Genomic DNA, 21238 nt, shown 5'->3' with positions numbered 1-21238 from the left:
TCAGCTAAGTTTGTGATTGTAAAAATTCGTCATAAATACAATGGGCGAACCTCAATAAAGGCAGGGGTATTCAATAACCGTGCAGGTGTGTGATTGGTATAGCGCTTAATTTCTTTTATAAAATGCGATTGATCGTAATAACCATATTTAGCGACATAATGTTGCCAATCGCTATTGCGCGTGACGTACAACTCTCTAATAGCAAGTTTATAACGTTTTAAAGACTGAAAACGTTTAGGTGTAAGCCCTGTGTCTCGTTTAAAATAACGCTCTATGGTACTATAAGAATAGCCCGTTGCATTCATGATTGTTTTGATGTCAAAAGTGTCGCTTACCTCTTGCGCCATTTCGACTATAAAGCCTTCGTCTTCTTTGTTGTATAGGCTAAGAAACCATTCGTCGAGCGATGCGGCTATTTGTTCAGATGATAAACCATTTAGCGATGTTAGAAAATGAGATATTTCTATATCGAAAACATCATTTACGAAAGCAACAGAATCTTTCATTATCCGTTCGGCATTTGCCTTTACAAAAGGTTGTAAAGAAGAGAGTCCACGAGACTTAAACTTGATGATAATACATCGTTTAAGTTGCGACAAGTCAAGATATACGTGCTCATGAATAAAGCTAAAAAGCATGCTTCGATTTGACTGATATGTCTGTCCCATATAGGTCATTTTATAGTGCCCTTCTAATACGATAATCATATCTGGCGTGATTCCTGGATAGGCGTACATAAAAGGACTTGCCTTGGTAAGCACGGCAAAATCATTTATAATCCAATAATGATCTATGTGTTTTTGTATTTCAGGAATTGACGGCTCAAAAATCATAATGCCAAACTAGGAATAATATTTTTAAATGATACTCCGAATTAAAGATTTACTTAATTATAAATCCTATCCAATTAAGCTAACAAATAATCCAGATTATAATTGAAGCCGTACATATTCAAAAGAGAGTTTGTGTACACCAATCAAATGAAAATTATAGCCAGGCACCAACAGGTGATGCCTTTTCTTTTATTGTATAATGCCGATGCGTTTATCGATTTTACAAGAAAGATATTTAACGCTCAGGAAATGCTTCGCACGTTAAACGCCAAAAAACAAATTCAGCATTCTGAAATTATGATAGGTAATGCGACTTTTTTGTTAGCAGAAGCTGAGAGTCCGGAAAGGAGTACCTGCTCTTCCTTATATATTTATGTAAATGATACTGATGCTACTTATTACAAAGCATTAGATGCAGGCTGCGAATCGTTAATGACACCAATTGATGAAGAAAATGGAAAGCGAGCTGCGGGATTTAAAGACCCATTCGGAAATAGTTGGTGGTTGGCTACACTATCTTAAATGGTTAAGGCTTTTTCCAAACTATCGTCTCCATTAAACGAACCATATCATTTTGAATGTAGGCCGCCGCAGGTTGAATAGAATCGAAATTAGGTTTGGCATAAAAATATAGTGAGCCAGTTAAAAAATGGTTGACACTATCTGTTGCGTAAAATTGACTTTGTGATGCGGCATTGCCTAAAACCTGATAGAACATTCCGTATACATTTCGAACTTCATTCTCATACAAATCGCTTTGAATATCATCAGCTTTTACCACGTGTTTTTGAGTTAGGTTTTGTGCATCTCGTAACAAAGAATCGATGTTGTTGGTTACAGGCATATATGATAAATAAACCGTAGCATTTAACAACGGATATTCAAGGTTCACTGCTTTTTGACGATTATTGGCGCCCGATTGATAAACGGCTTTTGCAAGTTTGTTTTTTTCAAAAGTTAAGGGTAGATCTTTTGCTTCTAACTCATACAAAGCCTCAGGATATTCTAAACGCAGCTGGGCTTTTGGTTTCGGTAATGTTTCCTCTCCGCACGAAAGGATTAAAATGAAAAACAGGACTGCTATGGGGTAAAAAAACTTCTTCATGTTTAGGGTATCGTAACCTTTACTTGTTTAATTCGTTTGCGGTCGAGCGCTTCAATGTCAAACATATAATTTTCAAAACTAATACGATCTCCTTTTTTAGGGAAACTTCCTGAAATTTCTAAAACAAAACCAGCAATACTTTCAGCTTCTCCTTTTTGATCTTCGAACAAACTATCATCTTCAAGGTCAATCACTTTATAAAAATCTCGTAGGGCTGTTTTACCTTCAAAAACGAATTGATTGTCGTTTATTTTAGAATAGACTAGATCTTCATCATCAAATTCATCGGTGATGTCTCCTACAATTTCTTCTATAATATCCTCTAAAGTAACGAGGCCCGATGTCCCACCGTATTCATCTACAACAATAGCGAGATGATTTTTCTGTTCTTGAAATTCTTTTAAAAGATCGTCTAACTTTTTGTTTTCAGGAACGAAGTATGGTGGTCTTATTAGCTTTTCCCAAGCATATGATTTCTTATCAATATGAGGTAATAGATCTTTTACATATAAAACACCGGCTACCGTATCAATATTGTCTTGAAAAATGGGAATTCGAGAATAACCATTTTTTATGATTTCAGTTACCACGTCTTTAAAAGGCATATCGGTACCTAAAGCAAAAATATCGATACGAGGCCGCATGACCTGTTTGGTGTCGGTATTGCCAAAGGAAACGATGCCCTGTAAAATTTTCTGCTCTTCGGCAGTGGTATCTTCTTCTGATGTTAATTCAAGGGCTTGCGATAGCTGATCAATAGACAGATTTGTTTTTTTATTTCCGAATTTATCATGGATAAAACCTGTAATGACCTGCATCGGTCGGCTTAAGGGAGCAAACAAAATATCTAATATATAAATAGGGCGAGCCATTCTTTTTGAAAAGGATAGGCTATTTCGACTTGCGTATATTTTTGGTAAGATTTCTCCGAATAGGAGAATCAAGAAGGTTACAATACCCACTTCTACTACAAAGCGTAGATCGATCAAACCTAATACTTTGTAATCGAGGTTTGAAAAAATTACAGCACCAATCGCATCAAATAGCAGTACGGCTCCAATATTAATGGTATTGTTTGCTACTAAAATTGTTGCCAGTAGTCTTTTGGGGTTTTGTAAGAGTTTTAAAACTAATGCTAAGGATGAATCTTCTTCGGATTTTGCTTCTTTCAATTGAGTTGAAGAAAGACCAAAAAATGCTACTTCGGCGCCAGAGATAAGTGCAGAGCAGACCAACAATAAGAGCAATACTAACCATTCTAGCACCATATAAGTGCTGTTAAACAGAAGAAAAACTATTAAACTCGGAGGTTCGGTATCCAATAGATGTTAATTAGTTAAACTTAAAATGGTAGGTCGTCTTCTTCGACAGGCTGTTCAGGCGGTGTAGGCGCAGGTGTAGCAGGTTGTTGCGCTACTTGTGGTTGGCTCGGAGCTACCGCTTGAGGTTGTCCGCCTTGCTGCATACCAGACTCCTGTTTAGCAGTTAGAAAGGTGAAATCGACACATTGTATTTCAGTACTGTAGCGCTCCATTCCTTTATCATCAGTCCATTTACGAGTCTTGATCCGACCTTCAACATACATTTTATCACCTTTTTTTAGGTATTTTTCACAAATTTCGGCGGCCTTATTTCGCACTACAATGTTATGCCACTCAGTGTTCGAAACACGTTCACCAGTAGTTTTATTAGTATAGGTTTCATTAGTCGCCAAAGGGAAGCGACCAATACACCCTCCTCCTTCAAAATAATGCATCTTCACTTCATCTCCCAAATGCCCAATAAGCATCACTTTGTTTAAGGTTCCTGACATGGTTTTTGTTTGTTTATTGTAATATTAAATATAGTCAAAAATAAGAATATAAGCTTGGACTAAAAGTTATATTCTTCTAAGAAATTACTGATTAGAACTGGCACTGCGTATGTTTTTAAAGAATCGATAGGGACCGTTTCCTGTGGGGTAGTATCTATTTCAACAACCCAAAATTTAGTATGTAAATGCTGATGTGATAGCTTGTGTACAATATCCTTGTCATTATATAAGACTATTTGAAAAGGATTTGCGCCAATTAGATTTTTAAATTGGTCATGAGACCTAAGGTGTTCTTCATTAATTGATGTTTCAGTTTCAATTAATGGAAATTCATATAAATTTTGCCAAATACCTTTTAAGGTTCGCTCATTTAAAATAGACTCATTCGAACTGGTTTTAAAAACTAAATAATTAAAGTAGCGTTGTTTGACTTTTGTTTTTTTGAGTTTGACAGGCAAGTCTTTGATCTTATTCTTTTGAAGAGCAACACAACTTTCATTAAATGGACAATGCAAACAATATGGGTTTTGAGGCTTGCATTGTGTTGCGCCAAATTCCATAATGGCCTGATTAAAAGTAGCGGGCTGACTTTTGTCAATTAGTGTTTCGGCCAAATCTCTGAACTCCTTAATTCCTTGGGTGCTATTAATAGGTGTGTCAATCCCGAAATATCGAGCAAGTACTCTAAAAACGTTTCCATCGACAACAGGCGTGGGCAAATCAAAACAAATTGAACCAATTGCGCTTGCTGTATAATGTCCAACCCCTTTTAGTTTTAGCAATCCCTCAAAAGTTTCTGGGAACTTTCCATCGAGCTTAAATGCAATATGTTTCGCGGTGGCATGTAGATTTCGAGCACGAGAGTAGTAACCTAGTCCTTGCCAAAGTTTTAAAATCGATGACTCATCGGCCTTTGCTAGGTCAAAAATAGTCGGAAAAGTTTCCAAAAATTTAAAATAGTAGGGCATACCTTGTTCGACACGAGTTTGTTGCAAAATTATTTCTGAAAGCCAGATGGGGTAAGGGTGAGTTGTGTTTCGCCAAGGCAAATCCCTTTTATTAATTGAGTACCAGCGAATTAAGTGTTGAGAAAACATGTGTAATTTAACAATAATTGTGTAAAAATATGAGTTTATATATTTATATTTAAGTCAATTACGTTTTATTAATTGGGCAAAAAATGTATATATTTGCAGCCCTTATAAACAAACCCTAAAATTCAATTAAAAATGACAAAAGCGGATATCGTAGCAAAGATTTCAGAAAAGTTAGGAATCGAAAAAGGAGACGTACAGGCAACTGTTGAATCTTTTATGGAAGAGGTTAAGAACTCATTAGAAAGTGGTGACAATGTATATTTAAGAGGTTTTGGAAGTTTTATTATTAAAACTAGAGCCGAAAAAACTGGAAGAAATATTTCAAAAAATACTACAATTAAAATCCCAGCTCACAATATTCCAGCATTCAAGCCTGCTAAAGTTTTCGTAGAAGGTGTGAAAACGAATGTGGAGGTTAAGTAAAACAATTAAAATTAACACACAGTATGCCAAGTGGTAAAAAGAGAAAAAGGCACAAGGTAGCCACTCACAAGCGTAAGAAACGTCGACGAGCAAACCGACATAAAAAGAAGTAGTTAGTTCTAACTACTTTTTTTTTGATGTCAACAAAAAAACGTTCTTTGAAAAAGATACTTATCTAAGTATAATGTATCTACAGGAATTTAAACCTGTGAACCTCATTTATAAAAAGACAATAAATGAGATTTAATGACATTGCAGTATAATCGAAGCCATTGATTAGCTGCGAGAAAGTATATTTTTATTTAAATGTATTTTCAACTTTATGTTTAATCCATTCCGATGAAGTATCGGGATAAAAATCAGATCAGCGTGAACAAAGAATTGATCGTAAGATCTAGCAATGCTGCTGACGATTTTGCCTTATTAAAGGATGGAAAACTAATTGAATTACATAAAGAGGTTGAAAACAATGATTTTTCGGTAGGAGATATTTTTCTTGCCAAGATCAGAAAACCCGTATCGGGGCTTAACGCTGCATTTGTAAATGTAGGGTATGAGAAAGATGCATTTTTGCATTACCACGATTTGGGACCAAAATTAACCTCTTTATTAAAGTTCATTAAACGTGTAAGCACAGGTAAATTAAAAGATTATTCTTTAAAAGATTTCCCATTTGAACCGGAGATTAACAAGGACGGCGCCATCAATGATGTGCTTAAAGCCAACCAGTCAATCTTGGTACAGATCGTTAAAGAACCAATTTCGACTAAAGGCCCTAGAATTAGCTCAGAGCTATCTATTGCTGGTCGTTATTTGGTACTGGTTCCTTTTTCTGATAGAATCTCTGTTTCTCAAAAAATAGAGAGTAAAGAAGAAAAAGACCGTCTTAAACGATTGGTAAAAAGCATCAGGCCAAAAGGTTTTGGTGTAATAATTCGTACCGTAGCCGAAGGCAAAAAAGTCGCTGAACTAGATCAAGACTTGCAAAATCTGCTAAATAAATGGGCAGCAATGTGCAAAAAATTGCATAGAGCGAAACATCCATCAAAAGTATTAAGCGAATTAAGTAGAGCATCGTCTATCCTTAGGGATATATTTAACGACGGCTTTACAGGAATTCAAGTTGATGATGAACAGCTTTATCAAGAAATTAAAGACTATGTGCATAAAATTGCACCAAACAAAGAATCAATCGTAAAACACTATCAGTCTAAAGTGCCCATATTCGAGAAATATGGCATAGAAAGGCAAATTAAGACATCTTTTGGTCGTACCGTTTCGATGAGTCGAGGCGCGTATTTGGTTATAGAGCATACCGAGGCACTACATGTAGTAGATGTAAATAGCGGTAATCGATCTAATAAGGCCAAGAACCAAGAAGATACGGCATTAGAGGTAAACCTAATTGCAGCAAGCGAAATTGCAAGGCAGTTACGTTTACGCGATATGGGAGGTATTATTGTAATCGATTTTATCGACATGAGTAATGCAACTAACCGACGCAAACTGTTTGATCATTTACGAAATGAAATGAAAGAAGACAGGGCAAAACACAAAATTTTGCCACCAAGCAAGTTTGGGCTGATACAAATTACGAGACAAAGAGTTCGACCAGAAATGGCTATAAAAACTAGGGAAGAAGACCCTAACGGCAACGGAGGTGAAATAGAAGCCCCTATAGTAATTGTCGACAAAATTAATCATGATCTGGAAAAAATCTTGTCAAACAACAAAAACAAAAAAGTAGCGCTGAATACGCATCCGTTTATTGCGGCCTACTTAACAAAAGGATTTCCATCCATCCGTTCGAAATGGCTTTTTGAACACAAAAAGTGGGTAAAAATATTACCTAGAGATGCTTACACGTATTTAGAGTACCGTTTTAAAGATGAAAATGGTACTGTATTAAAATAAAAAGAGCCTGTTTCGTTTTCGAGACAGGCTTTTTTGTTTTTACATAAGTTTTATATTCGCTATGTGAAACAATCAACTCAATCTTATACAGTAACGGAAGCTAAAAGAAAGCTAGAAGCGTATTGCGCCTATCAAGAACGTTGTCATAAGGAAGTCGTTCAAAAACTAAGAGGTATGAATATGATACCGCTTGCAATCGACACTGTCGTTTCACACCTTATAGAGCATAACTTTTTAAACGAACAGCGCTTTGCACAAAGTTTTGCACGAGGAAAATTCAATATTAAGAAATGGGGGCGAAATAGAATAGTTCGGGAACTAAAAATAAGAGATATCTCAAAATATAACATCAATAGCGCCTTAAAAGAAATTGATATAAATAACTATCATAAAACCCTAGATACACTAGCCAAAAAACGCTTAGCTCAAATTAAAGAGAAGAACCTTTATAAGCGAAAAAAGAAACTTGCCGATTATTTGCTTTATCGAGGATGGGAATCACATTTGGTTTATGAAAAAATTAATCAGCTAGTCCGTACTTAGCATTCTTTAAAGTTTTATTAAACCAATCTTTCGTAGAGTACAGAATATGTTGTGAAGCGCCTTCGAAAATTTCTTTAAGAGTTGTTTGATTTCCACGTTTACAGCCAGCACAAAATCCCACTTTTTCATTTAAATCGAACAATTCGTCAATGCGCTCTTTTTCCGTCTTGCTAATAATATTAGAGATCTTAGTTTCGCTAATTTTTAAATAAAATATTCCAAAGTACTGCTCAACAATATTTTCAGAATAAATAAGCTTCCCGATTTCACTTGGACTTTCAGAAATTAATAGCTTTTCGATTTTTGGTAATGCGGCGGATCGACTACCATTACAGGAAAAACCAATAGTGCGTTCCATTTTCCAATCATGTTGTGCAATACATACATGAGCTGTCCCTAAAAGAACAAAACAGATTAGACCAAATTTGAATTTTCGCATAATTAAAGATACGTATTTTACAGGTCGAATATTAAGAAAAAGAAACCCTAGAAATCAAACATTGGGGGTAGATTTAGATGTAAGGAACGTCTTGTCTCTAATTTAAGATATTCCAAGCTTAGCATGTGTGCGTAACACTGCCTGTTCATTTTTATGGTCAATCCATGCCTGCCCTTTTCGCTTGCGCATCCAATTATCATAAAACCGCATAAAGAATACATTGTAGATTGCCTTACTTAGATTTTTAGGGTTTCTAGCAATTGCTCGCAAACTCATCGAAAATCCAGGTGTCAGGTAGCGCATATAGTGCCAGTAACCCTCGGGCATGTATAAGATGTTTCCGTGTTCAAGATTTGCAATATGACCATTGGCATGTTTTAATGCCGGCCACTTTTCAAAATCGGGATTCGCAAAATCAATGTCTTCTCTTGTAATTAAGGAGTGTGGTACTTTGTACAAATATGGGCTTTGTTCCTGATCAAAAAGAATGCATTGTTTCTGCCCTTCAAAATGAAAATGAAAAATATTTGCTAGGTCAATATCGTAATGCATAAACGTCGAAGAATCTTTCCCTCCAAAAAACAACATTGGCAGGCTTTTCATCAATCGTAAACCAAAATCAGGAAAGGTGAAGTCCTTTTGTAATTCAGGAATTTCTTTTAAAATATTCCATAAAAAAATGCGATACTTTGTGGGTTCACGTTTTAATAAATCAACATAATCACGCATCTTCATCTGCGCATGTGGTTCATTAAAACCTTCGTCATGTTTTACTGGTCGATCGTCGTATAAAGGCACTTCTAGATCTCCGGCAATACCTGCCATATAATCTAAATTCCATTTACTAAAAGCGGGCCAATCATTTATAAAACTCTCAATAACCACAGGTTTCTGCGGTTTAAAGTAATCACGGATAAATTCTGATTTGGTGATGGTTTTTACCCGGGGTATATCTTGTAGTTGAAATCCCAAATGATAGTAGATTTAAGCTTGATGAATGCTCAAAGTTAACAAAAGGTTTCCTAATGAATTCTTAAAGTTTAGAGACGACTTTTTGCCTGAGCTTTTGCTTCTTCGTTACGATCAATTTTGTGTTCTGGTCTTGTCCACCTCGGTTTCTCACCTAATGATTCGAATTGAGAATCGGCTGCCTCGACAGTTTCTGGCTGCATTTTCTTAATAAAAGGCTTCTGCGGATTCAGACCAAGTGTTTTAAACATTTCCATATCCTCATTTACATCAGGATTAGGAGTGGTCAATAATTTGTCACCAGCAAAAATTGAATTTGCACCAGCAAAAAAGCACATTGCCTGCCCTTCGCGAGTCATGTTTGTGCGTCCTGCTGATAATCTGACTTGTGTTTCTGGCATCACAATTCGAGTCGTTGCGACCATACGAATCATTTCCCATATTTCAACTGGAGTTTCCTCTTCCATAGGTGTGCCATCAACTGCAACAAGAGCATTAATAGGTACTGATTCTGGTTGCGGATTTAATGTTGAAAGAGCAACTAACATTCCCGCTCTATCCTCTACTTTTTCACCCATACCAATAATTCCACCACTACAAACGGTGACATTGGTTTTACGAACATTGTCAATTGTTTCCAATCGGTCTTCGTAGCCTCTTGTAGAGATAACTTCTTTATAATATTCTTCAGATGTATCCAGGTTATGGTTGTAGGCATATAAACCAGCTTCTGCTAATCGTTGCGCCTGATTTTCGGTCACCATACCAAGGGTACAGCATACCTCCATATCCAGTTTGTTAATAGTACGAACCATTTCTAATACCTGATCAAACTCAGGCCCATCCTTAACATTACGCCAAGCAGCACCCATGCAAACCCGACTACTACCTGACGACTTTGCTCGTAATGCCTGTGCTTTGACTTGTTGTACGCTCATTAGGTCATTCCCTTCAATATCGGTATGATATCTAGCAGCTTGCGGACAATAACCGCAATCTTCAGGGCAACCTCCTGTTTTTATAGAAAGTAAAGTTGAAACTTGTACAGTATTAGGGTCATGAAATTGGCGATGGACAGATGCAGCCTCGTATAATAACTCCATTAACGGCTTATTGTAAATAGCCAATATCTCCGCTTTCGTCCAGTTATGTCGTGTCGTACTCATTAAAATTTTTGGTTGTTGGGGCTTTCCCAACTTCGCTGTCGCTCTGTTGGGTCGGGCTTTCCGTTTTTACTCCTCGTCGCTATCACTCCTGTGGGGTAACCACTTCAATCCCTAAGCCATAATATAAAGTCAAAAATAGACTATTCACAAATCATATCCCAAATTCAATAAAGCTAAGCTTGTTAAAATCTGGTCTAAAAAGAATAACCCCGATAGTAATAAACTATCAGGGCTATTAATAAATAAGGTTAGTTATTTATTCCTCATCCTTTAGTTGAGGCTTGTCATTAGTATCAATTTGTTCTTCAGCGGTTACATCTTTACCTTTTAAATACTCAGGTAACTGCATACCAGCCATGTTAAACATTTCTTGTAATGGCGGTACTGATTTATACATTCCCGAAATAAAGTTGGCAGTAGAGTTTTTACCATCTTGAGTTTTAGCACCACTATCCCAAACAGTAACCTTATCGATTTTAATGTTTTTAATAGCTTCAGCTTGTGTTTTAACCAATTCAGGTAATTTATCAGCAATCAATAATAAAACTGCGTCTTTTGGATTATCGCCAGCAGCTTTAACGATCTGGTCTAAACCTTCCGCTTGTTTAGTTAATACTTCAAACAAACCTTGAGCTTCTGCCTGCGCTTTAAATAAAATTGCGTCTGCCTCACCTTTTGCTTTACGACGAATTCGTTCAGCTTCAGCTTCCGCGTCAATCTCCACCTTTTTCTTATCGATTTCAGCGGGCACCAAAATATCTGCTTGCTGACTACTGCGCTCTCTTTCGGCTCTGGCAACCTCTGCGTCTCTTTCAGCCGCATAGGACTCTTCTAAAGCTTTTGCTGACTGTACTTTTTCCGATGCGATAGCTACTCTTTCTGCTTCCGCTTCACGCTGACGACGTAACGAATCAGAATTAGCAACTTCAATTTTTGCCAAGTTTTCACCTTCAACAGCTTTTGCATTGGCCGCAGCAACCTGCGTGCGTTCATCTTGAACCGCATTTGCCTCACCAATCGATCCATCTCTGTTTTTCTCAGCTACTGATTTTCTTGCGGCGTTAATTGCGTGTGCTGCAGCCTCCTTACCAAGCGCTTCGATATAACCAGACTCATCTACAATATCGGTAATGTTTACGTTGATTAGTTTTAAACCAACCTTCTTTAATTCTGATTCTACACTTTGCGAAATATTAGTAAGAAACTTATCTCTATCGGCATTAATTTCTTCAATATCCATAGAGGCAACCACTAAACGAAGCTGACCAAAAATGATCTCTTTGGCTAATTCTTGAACATCTTGATGGCCTAAACCTAATAAACGCTCAGCTGCATTTTGCATAATGCCAGGTTCTGTAGAAATACCAATTGTAAAGCGAGACGGTACATTGACACGAATATTCTGCTTACTCAAGGCATTTTGTAATCCAACTTCGATCGATATCGGAGTAAGGTCAAGAAATTCATAATTTTGAATTACCGGCCAGATAAACGCAGCGCCACCATGAATACATTTGGCTGAGTTACCTGAGCCTACTTTACCATAGACTACTAGAATTCTATCCGATGGACATCGCTTATAGCGACGGATAAAAGTGATAATTATTATAAAGAAAAACAGAACGGCGAATGCAATTCCGATAAGGGTTGCACTACCACCATCTATCTGCAGGAGAGTTTGTGATAATTTCATATTAGTTAGTGTTTAAATTTGTTTGACAATTAAAATTCCGGTATTCGTAACATCGATTACTTTAATGACAGTGCCTTGAGTGAGATCGGACTCATCATCTGTTAATGCGTCTAGATCGCGTAATCCATTCTGTACTTTTACCTGAACTTTTCCCATTTTAGATCTGTTAGATCCAACGGTTAGGTATACTTCACCTTCTGTGTTAATCGCATTTTTTAGGTTTAGTGTACCACTGCTTTGCATTTTACCTAAATAGTAAAACAATGCGGCCATGGCGGTCATCATTAGTAACCCGCAAATAACTGATATGATAACGGTGATCCATTGCGGAGCGCCATTTTGAATGCAAGCGATACCCGACCAACCAAATAGGGTAAAAAATCCCATTAGATTTTTAAATGATAGAAATTGGAAGTCGATTCCAGTATCTCCCTCAATCTCAGTATCTACATCACCCAAATCTTCTACTTCGCCACCTATTAGGGTGAGAATGAGTAGAATTACGAAGATAATTGATGAAATCCCGGCGACAATCCAGTAAATTTTTTCAAACCCAGAGAGGGCTTCAAACCAAGTATTCATAATAGTTAGTGTTAGTTAATCAATTGGTAAGATAGTAACTTCTTTGTTACGAAAAATATTACTTCTTCCTTATTTTGAGAGTAGGATCGAAACTGCATTTCCTCCAAATCCGACTGCATTAACAAGGATATTATTGAGCTTGTCGGGTTTAGTTTGAGGAGAAATGTAGGGAACTTCAATGGTTTGTTGGTGCTGTAACATAAGAATGGCCAATTCAACACTCAACATTCCAGAAGCACCGAAAGTGTGACCTACTTTCCATTTATTTGTAGTCAAAAAAGGAATTTTGTTACAAAATATTTTCTGTATGGCATTGTACTCCGCTAAATCACCCTTAATTGTACCTGGAGCATGCATTACAATGGCATCAATATTTTCTTCGCCCACTTTTTTAATAGCCATATGCATCGATCGTTGAAAACAGTCGGCATCAGTAGAAATTGATATGTTATGTTGAAGTGGTTCGGTGGCATAACCTATTTCTGATATAGTTGCAAGTGCACTCTCTGTTTTACCTAGTTCAAGACATGCCATAGCAGCACCTTCACCCAAAATCATACTATTTCTTTTTTTATCCATATCAAGAGCGCGACATGGAAATTCGTTCTTCAGATCCTTTGAATATATTTTAAGCGCTTGCATCTGTGCAATAGTAAAATCAGTCAAAGCGGCTTCACTACCCCCTACTAAAAACTTATCTGATAGCCCACTTTGTAGCCATGCGATGCCATTTAACATTGCGTGTAATGCAGTGGAACAGGTGATGGAATGACTAATTTCTGGACCTTTTGTTTGTAGATCGTGCGCTACCCAAGACGAGATATTTCCCAAAGTTGTGGTAGGAGAAGTAAGTGTTTCGGTATTTCCTTTTTCCAAAAATTGTTGGTGATAATTTTCAAATAAAGAAGTAGCACCACGAGATGATCCTATATTGATTCCGAAATCATCATCCTGGTTCCAGCCTGATTCCGAAATGGCATTTCTAGCTGTAATAATTGCATATAAAACAGAGTCGTCTAAGTGCTTGTATTTTGATTCCGATTGCCTTAAGTATTCAATAGCTGTAATCTGATTTTCCGCTAATCTTGCTATTGGGACTGAAGCGTTTTTGATACTTTTAGATGTGAAAAGATGCTTATTTTTCAAATAAGATTCCCATATTGCCGATCGGTTACTCCCTAAAGGAGAAATAGAAGAAAGGCCAGTAATTGAAATTGGTTGCTGCAATTTTTACGAAGAATTTGAAACAAAAATAGGGTTTATCATACTCATAAGTCATGGAAGAAAACAAAAAAAGTTGGTTTGGTCGAAACTGGGTTTGGGCTGTACCGTTGGGAGGGTGTTTAACGCTAATCTTAGCATTTGTATTTGGGATAGGTGCTTTGATATTTGGAGTATCTGAAGCACTAACAGGATCAGAGCCTTATGAGTTGGCCATGGAAGAAGTTTCTAAAAATGAGTTGGTCATCGATGCTCTTGGCGAGCCTATTGAGGCCGATGGTATCATGAATGGTTCTCTAAATTTTAGTAATGGTGTAGGGAAAGCCGATTTCAACATTCCAATCAAAGGACCAAAAGGTGATGCAAGAGTGTACGTTCTTGGAACTAAAGAGGACGATGAATGGACCTATGAAAAATTATATGTTATAACGGCAGGTCAATCTGAAGAACATATCGATTTGTTGCCAGAACTACTCGATAATCTGGAATGATCGCTCAATCACATCATAGATCTTGCTCATTTGTTGTTTGGTAGTGATATAGGGTGCTAAAATGTAAATAGTATTGCCTAATGGTCTTAGGAAAACTCCATTATCCATAAAAAATTTATAGAGTTTGTCCCTTAGATTTCCATAGCGAGCCATTTCAACATTTAAATCTAAGGCAAAGATGATTCCGATTTGCCGAATGCTTTTTACTTTAGGATGTCCGGCTATCTTCTGACCAAACTCTAGATGCCAGGTCATAATGTTTTTTATGTTTTGCTGAATTTCATCTGATTTCAATAATTCAATTCCGGCGAGGGCCGCAGTACATGAAAGCGGATTAGCTGTGTATGTATGCGCGTGAAACAAACCCTTACTAATATCATCATCATAAAAAGCATTAAAAATTTCTTGGGTACAACTTGTTACTGCCATTGGGAGTAAGCCTGCTGTTAATGCCTTCGACATACAAATAACATCTGGTTTATTGGTTAAATGATCCGATGCGAAATAGGTGCCGGTTTTACCAAAGCCTGTCATTACTTCGTCGGCAACCGTTATAACTTCATTTTCCTTACATAGTTTGATTAGAGCATCTAGTCGGTTAGCATCATGCATTTTCATAGCGGCAGCTCCTTGGACAAGGGGTTCGAATACAAAACCAGCAATATTATCTTGATCGATATAGCTTTTTAATTGATCATACACCTCTTGGTTATTCTCACCATTCGGAACGGGAATACGTTTTACATCAATAAAAAACTCTTCAAAGGGGCCGTTGTAAACGGAAAGTCCTGAAATAGACATCGCACCAAAAGTATCACCATGAAATCCTTCTTCAAAAGCTACTAGCACATTACGCTTATTACCCTTGTTAAAGTGATACTGCAAAGCCATTTTTATCCCAATCTCGGTTGCAGTCGATCCGTTATCGGAAAAGAAAAGCTTAGCTTGATTATCCGGCAATATTTTCATCAAAGCTTCGGATAGTTTTACGGCAGGTTCATGGGTAAATCCGCTAAAAACCACTTGATCTAATTGTTGCATTTGTTCCTGAACTTTCTCAGTAATAAACGAATTACAGTGACCGTAAACGGCAGTATACCAAGATGAAATGCCATCAATGTATTCATTACCCGATTCATCAGTAAGGACGACTCCTTTTGCGCTTTTTATAGCGAGCATTTCTTTTTGATGCTTATGTTGCACCAGTGGATGCCAGATGTATTTGCTATCGCGTTTTGATATGCTACTCATAGTTTCGTCATGCTGAACTTTTTTTCAGCATCTCATCATAATTAGTATTCCAATGTTGCCAAAGTTGGGTTGACTTTTCTAATTAAATTCAACTTCCATTCTTTGCGCCAGTTTTTTAATTGCTTTTCTCTTGCTATTGCCTGATTAATATCCGTGAAGACTTCAAAATAAATAAGATCGACCACATTGTATTTGCCTGTGAATTTAGAACCCGTTCCACTAGTATGTTCAACGAGTCTTTTCTTTAAATTTCCTGTGACACCAATATAAAATGTAGTTCGATATTTATTAGTTAATACATAAATATAACTTTCCTTCATTTTTCGTACTTACGTCATGCTGAACTAGTTTCAGCATCTCACTAAAAGCTTTTTTATTTCAAAATTATAGCAAGTGCTGGTCAATTAGTAAAGCTAATCATAAAACTTATACTGGATGCTCTGATGAGACCCTGAAACAAGTTCAGGGTGACGCTCGTTATAAAGTTTCCAAATTTCCCCTAAATAACTCAGCATATTCTTTAATGACATTTTGATCAAAATAAGGTTCTTCATCAATGCGTCCTATGATGGGAGTCTTAGTCATTTTTCTAATAATTGTCTCTGTTGTTGGATGTTCAGCTCCACTAAAAATAATACCAGCAACCTGCAATCCCTTACTTTTCAAATATTCAATTGATAATAGTGTATGATTAATACTTCCCAAATAATGACGACTAACAAGTACTATTTTATAGTCAGGTAGTATAATATCGGCAATAGTATTCTTGTTATTAAGCGGCACTAGAAGGCCTCCAGCACCTTCAATCACTAAATTATTGTTAGTTTTTGGGGATTGTATATCTTTTAATTTAATAGTAACGCCATCTATTTCAGCTGCCGCATGCGGACTCATCGGTGTTTTTAGAGCATAGCTATTAGGGTGAAAAACAGATCGACTGTTTGAGATTAACTTTTCAACTTTATGAGTGTCAGAATTATCTAGATCTCCAGATTGAATAGGTTTCCAATAATCTGCCTCTAAAGCTTCAACAATAATGGCAGAAGCTATCGTTTTGCCGACTTCTGTAGATATTCCGGTAACAAAAATGTTTTTCATACTGCTTTCAAAAGCATTTGCTAATAGATATCAAAAATAAAGAACAGCAACCAATCCTGATCGCTGTCCGTTGTGAAATAAGTTATAAAAATGATATTATTCCTTTAGTTGCTTTAAAGCTTCACTCAAGGCATCTTCCGAATTAACTTCAATATTTGGAGTAATACCAACTTTATCCAATCTATTTCCGTCGGCAGTAACATAATCTATTATTGGAACAAATAATGAAAATGAATCATCCAACTTAAACCATCGCCCACTTAACATGGCTCCCGCGGTGGTTTCTCCAATAATAGTTTTTCCTTTACTTTTTAGCAAATGAACAAAAGGTTCGCATGTACTTGCAGTTTTGCTATTGGTTAAGACATAGGTATTACCTTTAAAAATGGGATTACTATGTGGAGGAAGGACCATTCTAAATCCGTTGCCCTGACTCATTTTTTGAAACCCTTTATAAGTCATGTCTGTTAGAAAAGGAAAACTGTTAATTTCTTCCAAGCTGGGGTATCTTCCGTTTTCCATAAACCAATTTCTGGTAAGATAGGTGCCCGCATCAATCATGTCGTTGGTTAAAAAACGACCAAGTACTACTGCAGCGTCGAGCGTACCACCGGTATTATTTCTAAGGTCAATGATAAGGTTCTGGTATGATTTAGCTTCAATTTCTTTGACCAATTTTACCATTCCTCTTGCGTCTGAAATAAAACTTCTAACCGTTAAAATAGCTGTTGTTTCATCGATTTCTTTAAGTTCAAATGCCGCCTTTCTTTTTTCACTTTTCTTAGTTTCGATTGATAAAGATTGCTCCTTATAATTAATATAGAAATGAGTAAAAGGGAGCGATCGTACTGCTAGATTGAAGGCAAGTTCAAAAGAAGCATCATCCATGTGCTGCATTTCATCAGATTGTAGTTTGGTAGTAAAGCTCTTCCATTCATCTGTTTCTAAAAAAGCAGGATTACAAATGTTATTTTCTGCAAGAGTAATAATTTGAGAGATGAGTTTTTCTCGTTCCAGTTTATCTGATTGGTTTGGAAGTACAATAGTACTGATGAACAAGAAAATTGTGGTGATTAAGATATTTTTCATGACGTTTTATTTTAAATGTTCCTCAAATAGAGGATATTAAAATCAGTCAAAAAAACAAGAGTGACCACATTGAAGTTTTAGTGACGAAATTGAAACAAGCGGGCTATTTTTGAAGGTTTTGGGACGATTTCGAAAGGCGGTTTTTGAGTGCCTCGTAGTATTTTTGTGAGATAGGAATAGGCTCAGCAGGAGTTGTAAGTGTCATAGATCGTTTTCGGGCATTACCCTCAACACTCTTTAAAAAGTCGAGATTTACAAGATACGATCGATGTACCTGCCAAGCATCAGGAATTTGCTTCGTTAAGTTTGCAAGAGTGGATCGTATCATCTCTTGTTTTAATTCACCTTCGGCAATGTAATTTATAGCTACATAATTTTGTTGTGCTTGTGCAAACACAAAATCAGAAAAATTAAGTGATATTGATTCTGATTTATTTTCACCCGAAATTGTAATTACTACTTCGGATGATTTCCCTTCATTAGCAGTTGGAACAATAATTTCACCAAATTTTGAACGTAGATACATCCAAGGTGGGCCTAGTAACGGTATGAAAGGAAGACCATAGTATTTCATAAAGTAGATCCATCCACTAGTGGTGGCAGTAGAATTATTTACAACATAAACATTATACAAAAAGCAAGATGAAATAACTGTGAAAAGGCATAATACCATATAGGTTACTTCATTTACAATGAACCAGCGGTTTTTTTGTTTTTTATAAACAGCGTTTCCAGCTAAATGAAAAATCGAGGCAGGTATTACAATACAAAAAGTGTAACCTGCCAGACGAAGTTCTTTGTAGGACATTGTTGCCTCACTCGTATCAAAAGGTTCTAGCAGAATAAGTGCGGCACTTAAGCCACCTCCTATAATAAAAGAAGTGAGCAACACTTTAGGCCAACTTTTGGTGTAAGCAACGGTTTTATTAAGCGAGATCATGTTAACTAATAAGGTCCGCCAATAAAGATAACATACTTTTTATTTCTTCTTTCGTGTTAAAACTATGAAGACATATTCTAATCCGCTCTTGACCTTTAGGCACCGTGGGCGAGAGAATTGGCTTGACATCAAAGCCTTTGTTTTGTAGGGTTGTTGCTAACTTTTTTACTCGATCATTTCCTGAAACAAGTGCGCAATGGATTGCAGAATCACTTGGAATAAAGTGCCGCTTTAGGATTGATTTTTCAACCTCTTTTTTGAAAAAATTGATATTTTCTTGAAGTTGAATAATTGGCTCATCATTATGGGTTAATTGATTGTATGATGATAAAATTGTTGCCAATGAGTGCGGTGGCAAACCTGTGGTATAAATAAGGCTTCGCGCAAAATTTATTAGATATGATTTTAGATCTTCGGACCCTAAAATAGCGGCACCATGACAACCCATCGCTTTTCCGAAAGTGATGACACGAGCAAATACATCATTTTGTAAGTCAAGTTGTTCAATCAGACCATTACCAAAAACACCAACGGCATGTGCTTCGTCAACTATTAAATGGCAATTGTACGCCTTGCAAATAGTAACAAACTTTTTGAGATCTGGTGTATCACCGTCCATTGAGAATACGGATTCTGTAACTATATAAATTACCGCATCATGAGAACTTCGACTGCGCTCAGTCTGGCATTTTTGTTCCAATTCGACTAAATCATTATGCTTGAACTTATAGCTTTTAGCATTACTCATTGTGATGCCGTCCCGAATGCTAGCATGAATAAATTCGTCATACAAAATGACATCTCCTCGTTGAGGGACTGATGAAAAGAATCCAATATTAGCATCATAACCGCTGTTAAAAATTAAGGCAGCCTCGGCTTGATGAATGTCTATAAGCAAATTTTCAACCTGCTTATATAAGGAATGATTTCCGGAAAGCAAACGAGAGCCTGAAGCACCATTCTGAGGGGTTTTGGAATTAGATAAATACTCGTGCGCTGCTTTAAAAATGGCCTCGCTTTTAGAAAACCCTAAATAATCGTTGGACGAAAAATCAATTAGATTGTTTTCGTTGGGTAATGCTCTTAGCGCATTCTCCTCTTTACGTTGATCTAATTTTTTCAGAAGCTTTTTTGGTAGCATGCTGTAAATATACGGTCGTAAATGGAACTTACAAGACGTCATTCTTGAAACCTACAAGGTTAGAAATAGCTTATAGGTTTAACTAAAAAACATCAATATTCAATAAAAAATTATTGTTTATCAATAATTTTTATATATTTGAACCAATCAATGAATTAAAAATGAAAGATAATCTAACCATTCTGTCTTACTTAATCTGGGGAGTTGTACTACTCGGCGTTGGTGCCTTGCTAAATGACATACGAGATTTTGATACGAATCAATTTAAAAATTTTATCTCATGGGCTAAAACTGCTGATAAAAATGAGCATTGGTGGACATCAAAAAATGCAATTGAGTGGAGTTATTATGCAATAAGTATGGCGCTATACTTTTTCAAGGGGTATTTGATATATGGGGTTTTTAAGTTTACTGCCATTATTGATAATGTGAAAAATGGAGACTATTTCTCAGACAATAACATTACTTTATTCAAAAAAATAGGAAGCATATTTATAACCTACGCAGTTAATGTGTTTATACTTAAAGCAATACTATCGTATGTGGCAGTAAGTCGATTTAAAGTAGGGGATGAGTTTATGATACTTGTACCGGCTGGAGTCGGTTTATATGTTCTAGCTTCTATTTTTAAAAGAGCTAAGGAGTTGAAAGAAGAAAATGAATTAACAATTTAGTTTATGAAAATGTTTGGTAAAAATTCAATTTCGAAGCTGTTGTACTATGTTACAATGGCTGTTGTTATTGGATATGGTGTGTTTATTGGTTTTGTAGCTTTTGCATTGATAACCAATCGATTTGAGTTGACAGATGATAATAGGTTCAAAATAAAAATCCTTTTTGTAGATAGTTACGTAATGGGAGCCTTAGATGGGAAGACCATTGTTGTTCTTTTGTTATTTCTAGCCTACTATTTACTGTATTTCCTTTTATTATTACGGATTTTGAAGGCTTTCAAATCTGATGCCTTATTCACAAATAGTATTATTAAGAGGCTCGACTGGTTTACATATTTCAACTTACTATTTCCAGTAGCAACTTTCATAGGTGTCCTTATTATGGGCGATGGAAAGTTAAATGACGAAGTAGTGTATGGCATGTTTCATATACTAATTGCAATTTTTAGTGGGTTTATATCTGCGATTTTTAAACAAGGTTTCCAATTGCAACAAGAAAATGACCTAACCATATAGCTATGCCCATAATTGTAAACCTGGATGTAATGCTGGCTAAGCGCAAAATGAAAAGTAAAGACCTTGCAGAAATTGTTGGGATTACCACAGCAAACCTTTCAATCCTGAAATCGGGGAAAGCCAAAGCAATTCGTTTTTCAACCTTAGAGGCGATCTGCAAAGCACTAGATTGCCAACCTGCAGATATATTAGAGTATATAGAAGAGTAATCAATCAAATATTAATTTTAAATCAATCAAA

The 21238-nt window shown here is 36.4% G+C and carries 25 protein-coding genes; 8 read left to right on the top strand and 17 right to left on the bottom strand.

Translation table 11 applies throughout. The annotated features are described in order from the left end of the window. Positions 1-29 precede the first annotated feature (29 nt). Entirely contained in the window at positions 30-833 is an 804-nt protein-coding gene (locus tag GWK10_RS07935) for a helix-turn-helix domain-containing protein (protein WP_164031322.1), read from the bottom strand. A gap of 147 nt (positions 834-980) precedes the next feature. Here GWK10_RS07935 and GWK10_RS07930 point away from each other — a divergent pair, with 147 nt between their 5' ends. Beyond that, positions 981-1355, top strand: a complete 375-nt coding sequence (locus GWK10_RS07930; RefSeq protein ID WP_164031320.1) for a VOC family protein — start codon at positions 981-983, stop codon at positions 1353-1355. Positions 1356-1359: 4 nt separating this feature from the next. Here GWK10_RS07930 and gldD read toward each other — a convergent pair whose 3' ends face one another. The 4 genes from gldD to mutY are packed head-to-tail and all read right to left on the bottom strand — an operon-like array spanning position 1360 to position 4848. Continuing rightward, the gene (gene gldD, locus GWK10_RS07925; RefSeq protein WP_164031318.1) at positions 1360-1938 is read right to left on the bottom strand and encodes a gliding motility lipoprotein GldD; all 579 of its coding nucleotides are present in this window, start codon (positions 1936-1938) and stop codon (positions 1360-1362) included. Between the two features lie 2 nt (positions 1939-1940). After that, the gene (locus GWK10_RS07920; RefSeq protein WP_394351649.1) at positions 1941-3260 is read right to left on the bottom strand and encodes a gliding motility-associated protein GldE; all 1320 of its coding nucleotides are present in this window, start codon (positions 3258-3260) and stop codon (positions 1941-1943) included. A gap of 20 nt (positions 3261-3280) precedes the next feature. Beyond that, positions 3281-3751 carry a single-stranded DNA-binding protein gene (locus GWK10_RS07915; protein ID WP_164031313.1) on the bottom strand — a complete coding sequence of 157 codons (471 nt, stop codon included), beginning with the start codon at positions 3749-3751 and terminating at the stop codon, positions 3281-3283. 59 nt (positions 3752-3810) lie between these two features. Next, positions 3811-4848 carry an A/G-specific adenine glycosylase gene (gene mutY / locus GWK10_RS07910; protein ID WP_164031310.1) on the bottom strand — a complete coding sequence of 346 codons (1038 nt, stop codon included), beginning with the start codon at positions 4846-4848 and terminating at the stop codon, positions 3811-3813. 132 nt (positions 4849-4980) lie between these two features. Here mutY and GWK10_RS07905 point away from each other — a divergent pair, with 132 nt between their 5' ends. The 3 genes from GWK10_RS07905 to GWK10_RS07895 all read left to right on the top strand — a co-directional run bounded on the left by GWK10_RS07905 (position 4981) and on the right by GWK10_RS07895 (position 7728). Beyond that, the gene (locus GWK10_RS07905; protein ID WP_164031308.1) at positions 4981-5271 is read left to right on the top strand and encodes an HU family DNA-binding protein; all 291 of its coding nucleotides are present in this window, start codon (positions 4981-4983) and stop codon (positions 5269-5271) included. A 369-nt stretch (positions 5272-5640) separates the two neighbouring features. Continuing rightward, entirely contained in the window at positions 5641-7185 is a 1545-nt protein-coding gene (locus GWK10_RS07900; RefSeq protein WP_164031905.1) for an Rne/Rng family ribonuclease, read from the top strand. A gap of 63 nt (positions 7186-7248) precedes the next feature. Beyond that, positions 7249-7728, top strand: coding sequence for a regulatory protein RecX (locus GWK10_RS07895; protein WP_164031306.1), 480 nt, complete (start codon positions 7249-7251; stop codon positions 7726-7728). On the opposite strand, the gene GWK10_RS07890 is transcribed toward GWK10_RS07895, so the two are convergent. The 6 genes from GWK10_RS07890 to GWK10_RS07865 all read right to left on the bottom strand — a co-directional run bounded on the left by GWK10_RS07890 (position 7706) and on the right by GWK10_RS07865 (position 13804). Further along, the gene (locus GWK10_RS07890; protein WP_164031304.1) at positions 7706-8167 is read right to left on the bottom strand and encodes a hypothetical protein; all 462 of its coding nucleotides are present in this window, start codon (positions 8165-8167) and stop codon (positions 7706-7708) included. The two genes, GWK10_RS07895 and GWK10_RS07890, sit on opposite strands and share 23 nt — an antisense overlap. Before the next feature lie 102 nt (positions 8168-8269). Beyond that, positions 8270-9139: a cupin-like domain-containing protein gene (locus GWK10_RS07885; RefSeq protein WP_164031303.1), complete on the bottom strand. Its 870-nt coding sequence runs from the start codon at positions 9137-9139 to the stop codon at positions 8270-8272. Positions 9140-9207: 68 nt separating this feature from the next. Continuing rightward, positions 9208-10302 carry a biotin synthase BioB gene (gene bioB / locus GWK10_RS07880; protein WP_164031300.1) on the bottom strand — a complete coding sequence of 365 codons (1095 nt, stop codon included), beginning with the start codon at positions 10300-10302 and terminating at the stop codon, positions 9208-9210. A 256-nt stretch (positions 10303-10558) separates the two neighbouring features. Then, on the bottom strand, positions 10559-11995 hold the full coding sequence (locus tag GWK10_RS07875) for a flotillin family protein (protein ID WP_164031299.1): 1437 nt from the start codon (positions 11993-11995) through the stop codon (positions 10559-10561). Positions 11996-12007: 12 nt separating this feature from the next. After that, complete coding sequence (locus tag GWK10_RS07870) at positions 12008-12577, bottom strand: hypothetical protein (RefSeq protein WP_164031297.1); 570 nt, start codon at positions 12575-12577, stop codon at positions 12008-12010. Between the two features lie 69 nt (positions 12578-12646). Then, positions 12647-13804, bottom strand: a complete 1158-nt coding sequence (locus tag GWK10_RS07865) for a beta-ketoacyl synthase N-terminal-like domain-containing protein (protein WP_164031295.1) — start codon at positions 13802-13804, stop codon at positions 12647-12649. Positions 13805-13854: 50 nt separating this feature from the next. Here GWK10_RS07865 and GWK10_RS07860 point away from each other — a divergent pair, with 50 nt between their 5' ends. Then, positions 13855-14289: a cytochrome c oxidase assembly factor Coa1 family protein gene (locus GWK10_RS07860; protein WP_164031293.1), complete on the top strand. Its 435-nt coding sequence runs from the start codon at positions 13855-13857 to the stop codon at positions 14287-14289. On the opposite strand, the gene bioA is transcribed toward GWK10_RS07860, so the two are convergent. The 6 genes from bioA to GWK10_RS07830 all read right to left on the bottom strand — a co-directional run bounded on the left by bioA (position 14269) and on the right by GWK10_RS07830 (position 19808). Further along, entirely contained in the window at positions 14269-15540 is a 1272-nt protein-coding gene (bioA, locus tag GWK10_RS07855) for an adenosylmethionine--8-amino-7-oxononanoate transaminase (protein WP_164031291.1), read from the bottom strand. The two genes, GWK10_RS07860 and bioA, sit on opposite strands and share 21 nt — an antisense overlap. A 41-nt stretch (positions 15541-15581) precedes the next feature. Then, positions 15582-15860 (bottom strand): GIY-YIG nuclease family protein, encoded by a 279-nt coding sequence (locus GWK10_RS07850; RefSeq protein ID WP_164031289.1) that lies wholly within the window; start codon positions 15858-15860, stop codon positions 15582-15584. A 157-nt stretch (positions 15861-16017) separates the two neighbouring features. Next, on the bottom strand, positions 16018-16638 hold the full coding sequence (bioD, locus tag GWK10_RS07845) for a dethiobiotin synthase (protein ID WP_164031287.1): 621 nt from the start codon (positions 16636-16638) through the stop codon (positions 16018-16020). A gap of 96 nt (positions 16639-16734) precedes the next feature. Next, positions 16735-17727, bottom strand: a complete 993-nt coding sequence (locus GWK10_RS07840) for a S41 family peptidase (protein ID WP_164031285.1) — start codon at positions 17725-17727, stop codon at positions 16735-16737. Positions 17728-17830: 103 nt separating this feature from the next. Then, the gene (locus GWK10_RS07835; RefSeq protein WP_164031282.1) at positions 17831-18667 is read right to left on the bottom strand and encodes a LytR/AlgR family response regulator transcription factor; all 837 of its coding nucleotides are present in this window, start codon (positions 18665-18667) and stop codon (positions 17831-17833) included. A gap of 1 nt (position 18668) precedes the next feature. Further along, positions 18669-19808: an aminotransferase class I/II-fold pyridoxal phosphate-dependent enzyme gene (locus GWK10_RS07830; RefSeq protein ID WP_164031280.1), complete on the bottom strand. Its 1140-nt coding sequence runs from the start codon at positions 19806-19808 to the stop codon at positions 18669-18671. A gap of 161 nt (positions 19809-19969) precedes the next feature. Here GWK10_RS07830 and GWK10_RS07825 point away from each other — a divergent pair, with 161 nt between their 5' ends. The 3 genes from GWK10_RS07825 to GWK10_RS07815 are packed head-to-tail and all read left to right on the top strand — an operon-like array spanning position 19970 to position 21207. Then, positions 19970-20482: a DUF2975 domain-containing protein gene (locus GWK10_RS07825; RefSeq protein WP_164031277.1), complete on the top strand. Its 513-nt coding sequence runs from the start codon at positions 19970-19972 to the stop codon at positions 20480-20482. A gap of 3 nt (positions 20483-20485) precedes the next feature. Continuing rightward, the gene (locus GWK10_RS07820; protein ID WP_164031275.1) at positions 20486-20998 is read left to right on the top strand and encodes a DUF2975 domain-containing protein; all 513 of its coding nucleotides are present in this window, start codon (positions 20486-20488) and stop codon (positions 20996-20998) included. Between the two features lie 2 nt (positions 20999-21000). Continuing rightward, on the top strand, positions 21001-21207 hold the full coding sequence (locus GWK10_RS07815) for a helix-turn-helix domain-containing protein (protein WP_164031273.1): 207 nt from the start codon (positions 21001-21003) through the stop codon (positions 21205-21207). Positions 21208-21238: the final 31 nt, after the last annotated feature.

The sequence above is a fragment of the Spongiivirga citrea genome (assembly GCF_010671565.1).
Lineage (GTDB): Bacteria > Bacteroidota > Bacteroidia > Flavobacteriales > Flavobacteriaceae > Spongiivirga > Spongiivirga citrea.
The sequence above is the reverse complement of the archived record's forward strand: the minus strand, read 5'-3'. Positions and strand labels throughout refer to the sequence as shown.

Coding starts and splice junctions, on each gene's coding strand:
- GWK10_RS07820 (WP_164031275.1), top strand. CDS start 20,486: ATGAAAATGTTTGGTAAAAATTCAATTTCGAAGCTGTTGTACTATGTT.
- mutY (WP_164031310.1), bottom strand. CDS start 4,848: ATGTTTTCTCAACACTTAATTCGCTGGTACTCAATTAATAAAAGGGAT.
- GWK10_RS07930 (WP_164031320.1), top strand. CDS start 981: ATGAAAATTATAGCCAGGCACCAACAGGTGATGCCTTTTCTTTTATTG.
- GWK10_RS07815 (WP_164031273.1), top strand. CDS start 21,001: ATGCCCATAATTGTAAACCTGGATGTAATGCTGGCTAAGCGCAAAATG.
- GWK10_RS07935 (WP_164031322.1), bottom strand. CDS start 833: ATGATTTTTGAGCCGTCAATTCCTGAAATACAAAAACACATAGATCAT.
- GWK10_RS07835 (WP_164031282.1), bottom strand. CDS start 18,667: ATGATCTCGCTTAATAAAACCGTTGCTTACACCAAAAGTTGGCCTAAA.
- bioD (WP_164031287.1), bottom strand. CDS start 16,638: ATGAAAAACATTTTTGTTACCGGAATATCTACAGAAGTCGGCAAAACG.
- bioB (WP_164031300.1), bottom strand. CDS start 10,302: ATGAGTACGACACGACATAACTGGACGAAAGCGGAGATATTGGCTATT.
- GWK10_RS07825 (WP_164031277.1), top strand. CDS start 19,970: ATGAAAGATAATCTAACCATTCTGTCTTACTTAATCTGGGGAGTTGTA.
- gldD (WP_164031318.1), bottom strand. CDS start 1,938: ATGAAGAAGTTTTTTTACCCCATAGCAGTCCTGTTTTTCATTTTAATC.
- GWK10_RS07860 (WP_164031293.1), top strand. CDS start 13,855: ATGGAAGAAAACAAAAAAAGTTGGTTTGGTCGAAACTGGGTTTGGGCT.
- GWK10_RS07830 (WP_164031280.1), bottom strand. CDS start 19,808: ATGCTACCAAAAAAGCTTCTGAAAAAATTAGATCAACGTAAAGAGGAG.
- GWK10_RS07875 (WP_164031299.1), bottom strand. CDS start 11,995: ATGAAATTATCACAAACTCTCCTGCAGATAGATGGTGGTAGTGCAACC.
- GWK10_RS07840 (WP_164031285.1), bottom strand. CDS start 17,727: ATGAAAAATATCTTAATCACCACAATTTTCTTGTTCATCAGTACTATT.
- GWK10_RS07850 (WP_164031289.1), bottom strand. CDS start 15,860: ATGAAGGAAAGTTATATTTATGTATTAACTAATAAATATCGAACTACA.
- GWK10_RS07890 (WP_164031304.1), bottom strand. CDS start 8,167: ATGCGAAAATTCAAATTTGGTCTAATCTGTTTTGTTCTTTTAGGGACA.
- bioA (WP_164031291.1), bottom strand. CDS start 15,540: ATGAGTAGCATATCAAAACGCGATAGCAAATACATCTGGCATCCACTG.
- GWK10_RS07905 (WP_164031308.1), top strand. CDS start 4,981: ATGACAAAAGCGGATATCGTAGCAAAGATTTCAGAAAAGTTAGGAATC.
- GWK10_RS07915 (WP_164031313.1), bottom strand. CDS start 3,751: ATGTCAGGAACCTTAAACAAAGTGATGCTTATTGGGCATTTGGGAGAT.
- GWK10_RS07870 (WP_164031297.1), bottom strand. CDS start 12,577: ATGAATACTTGGTTTGAAGCCCTCTCTGGGTTTGAAAAAATTTACTGG.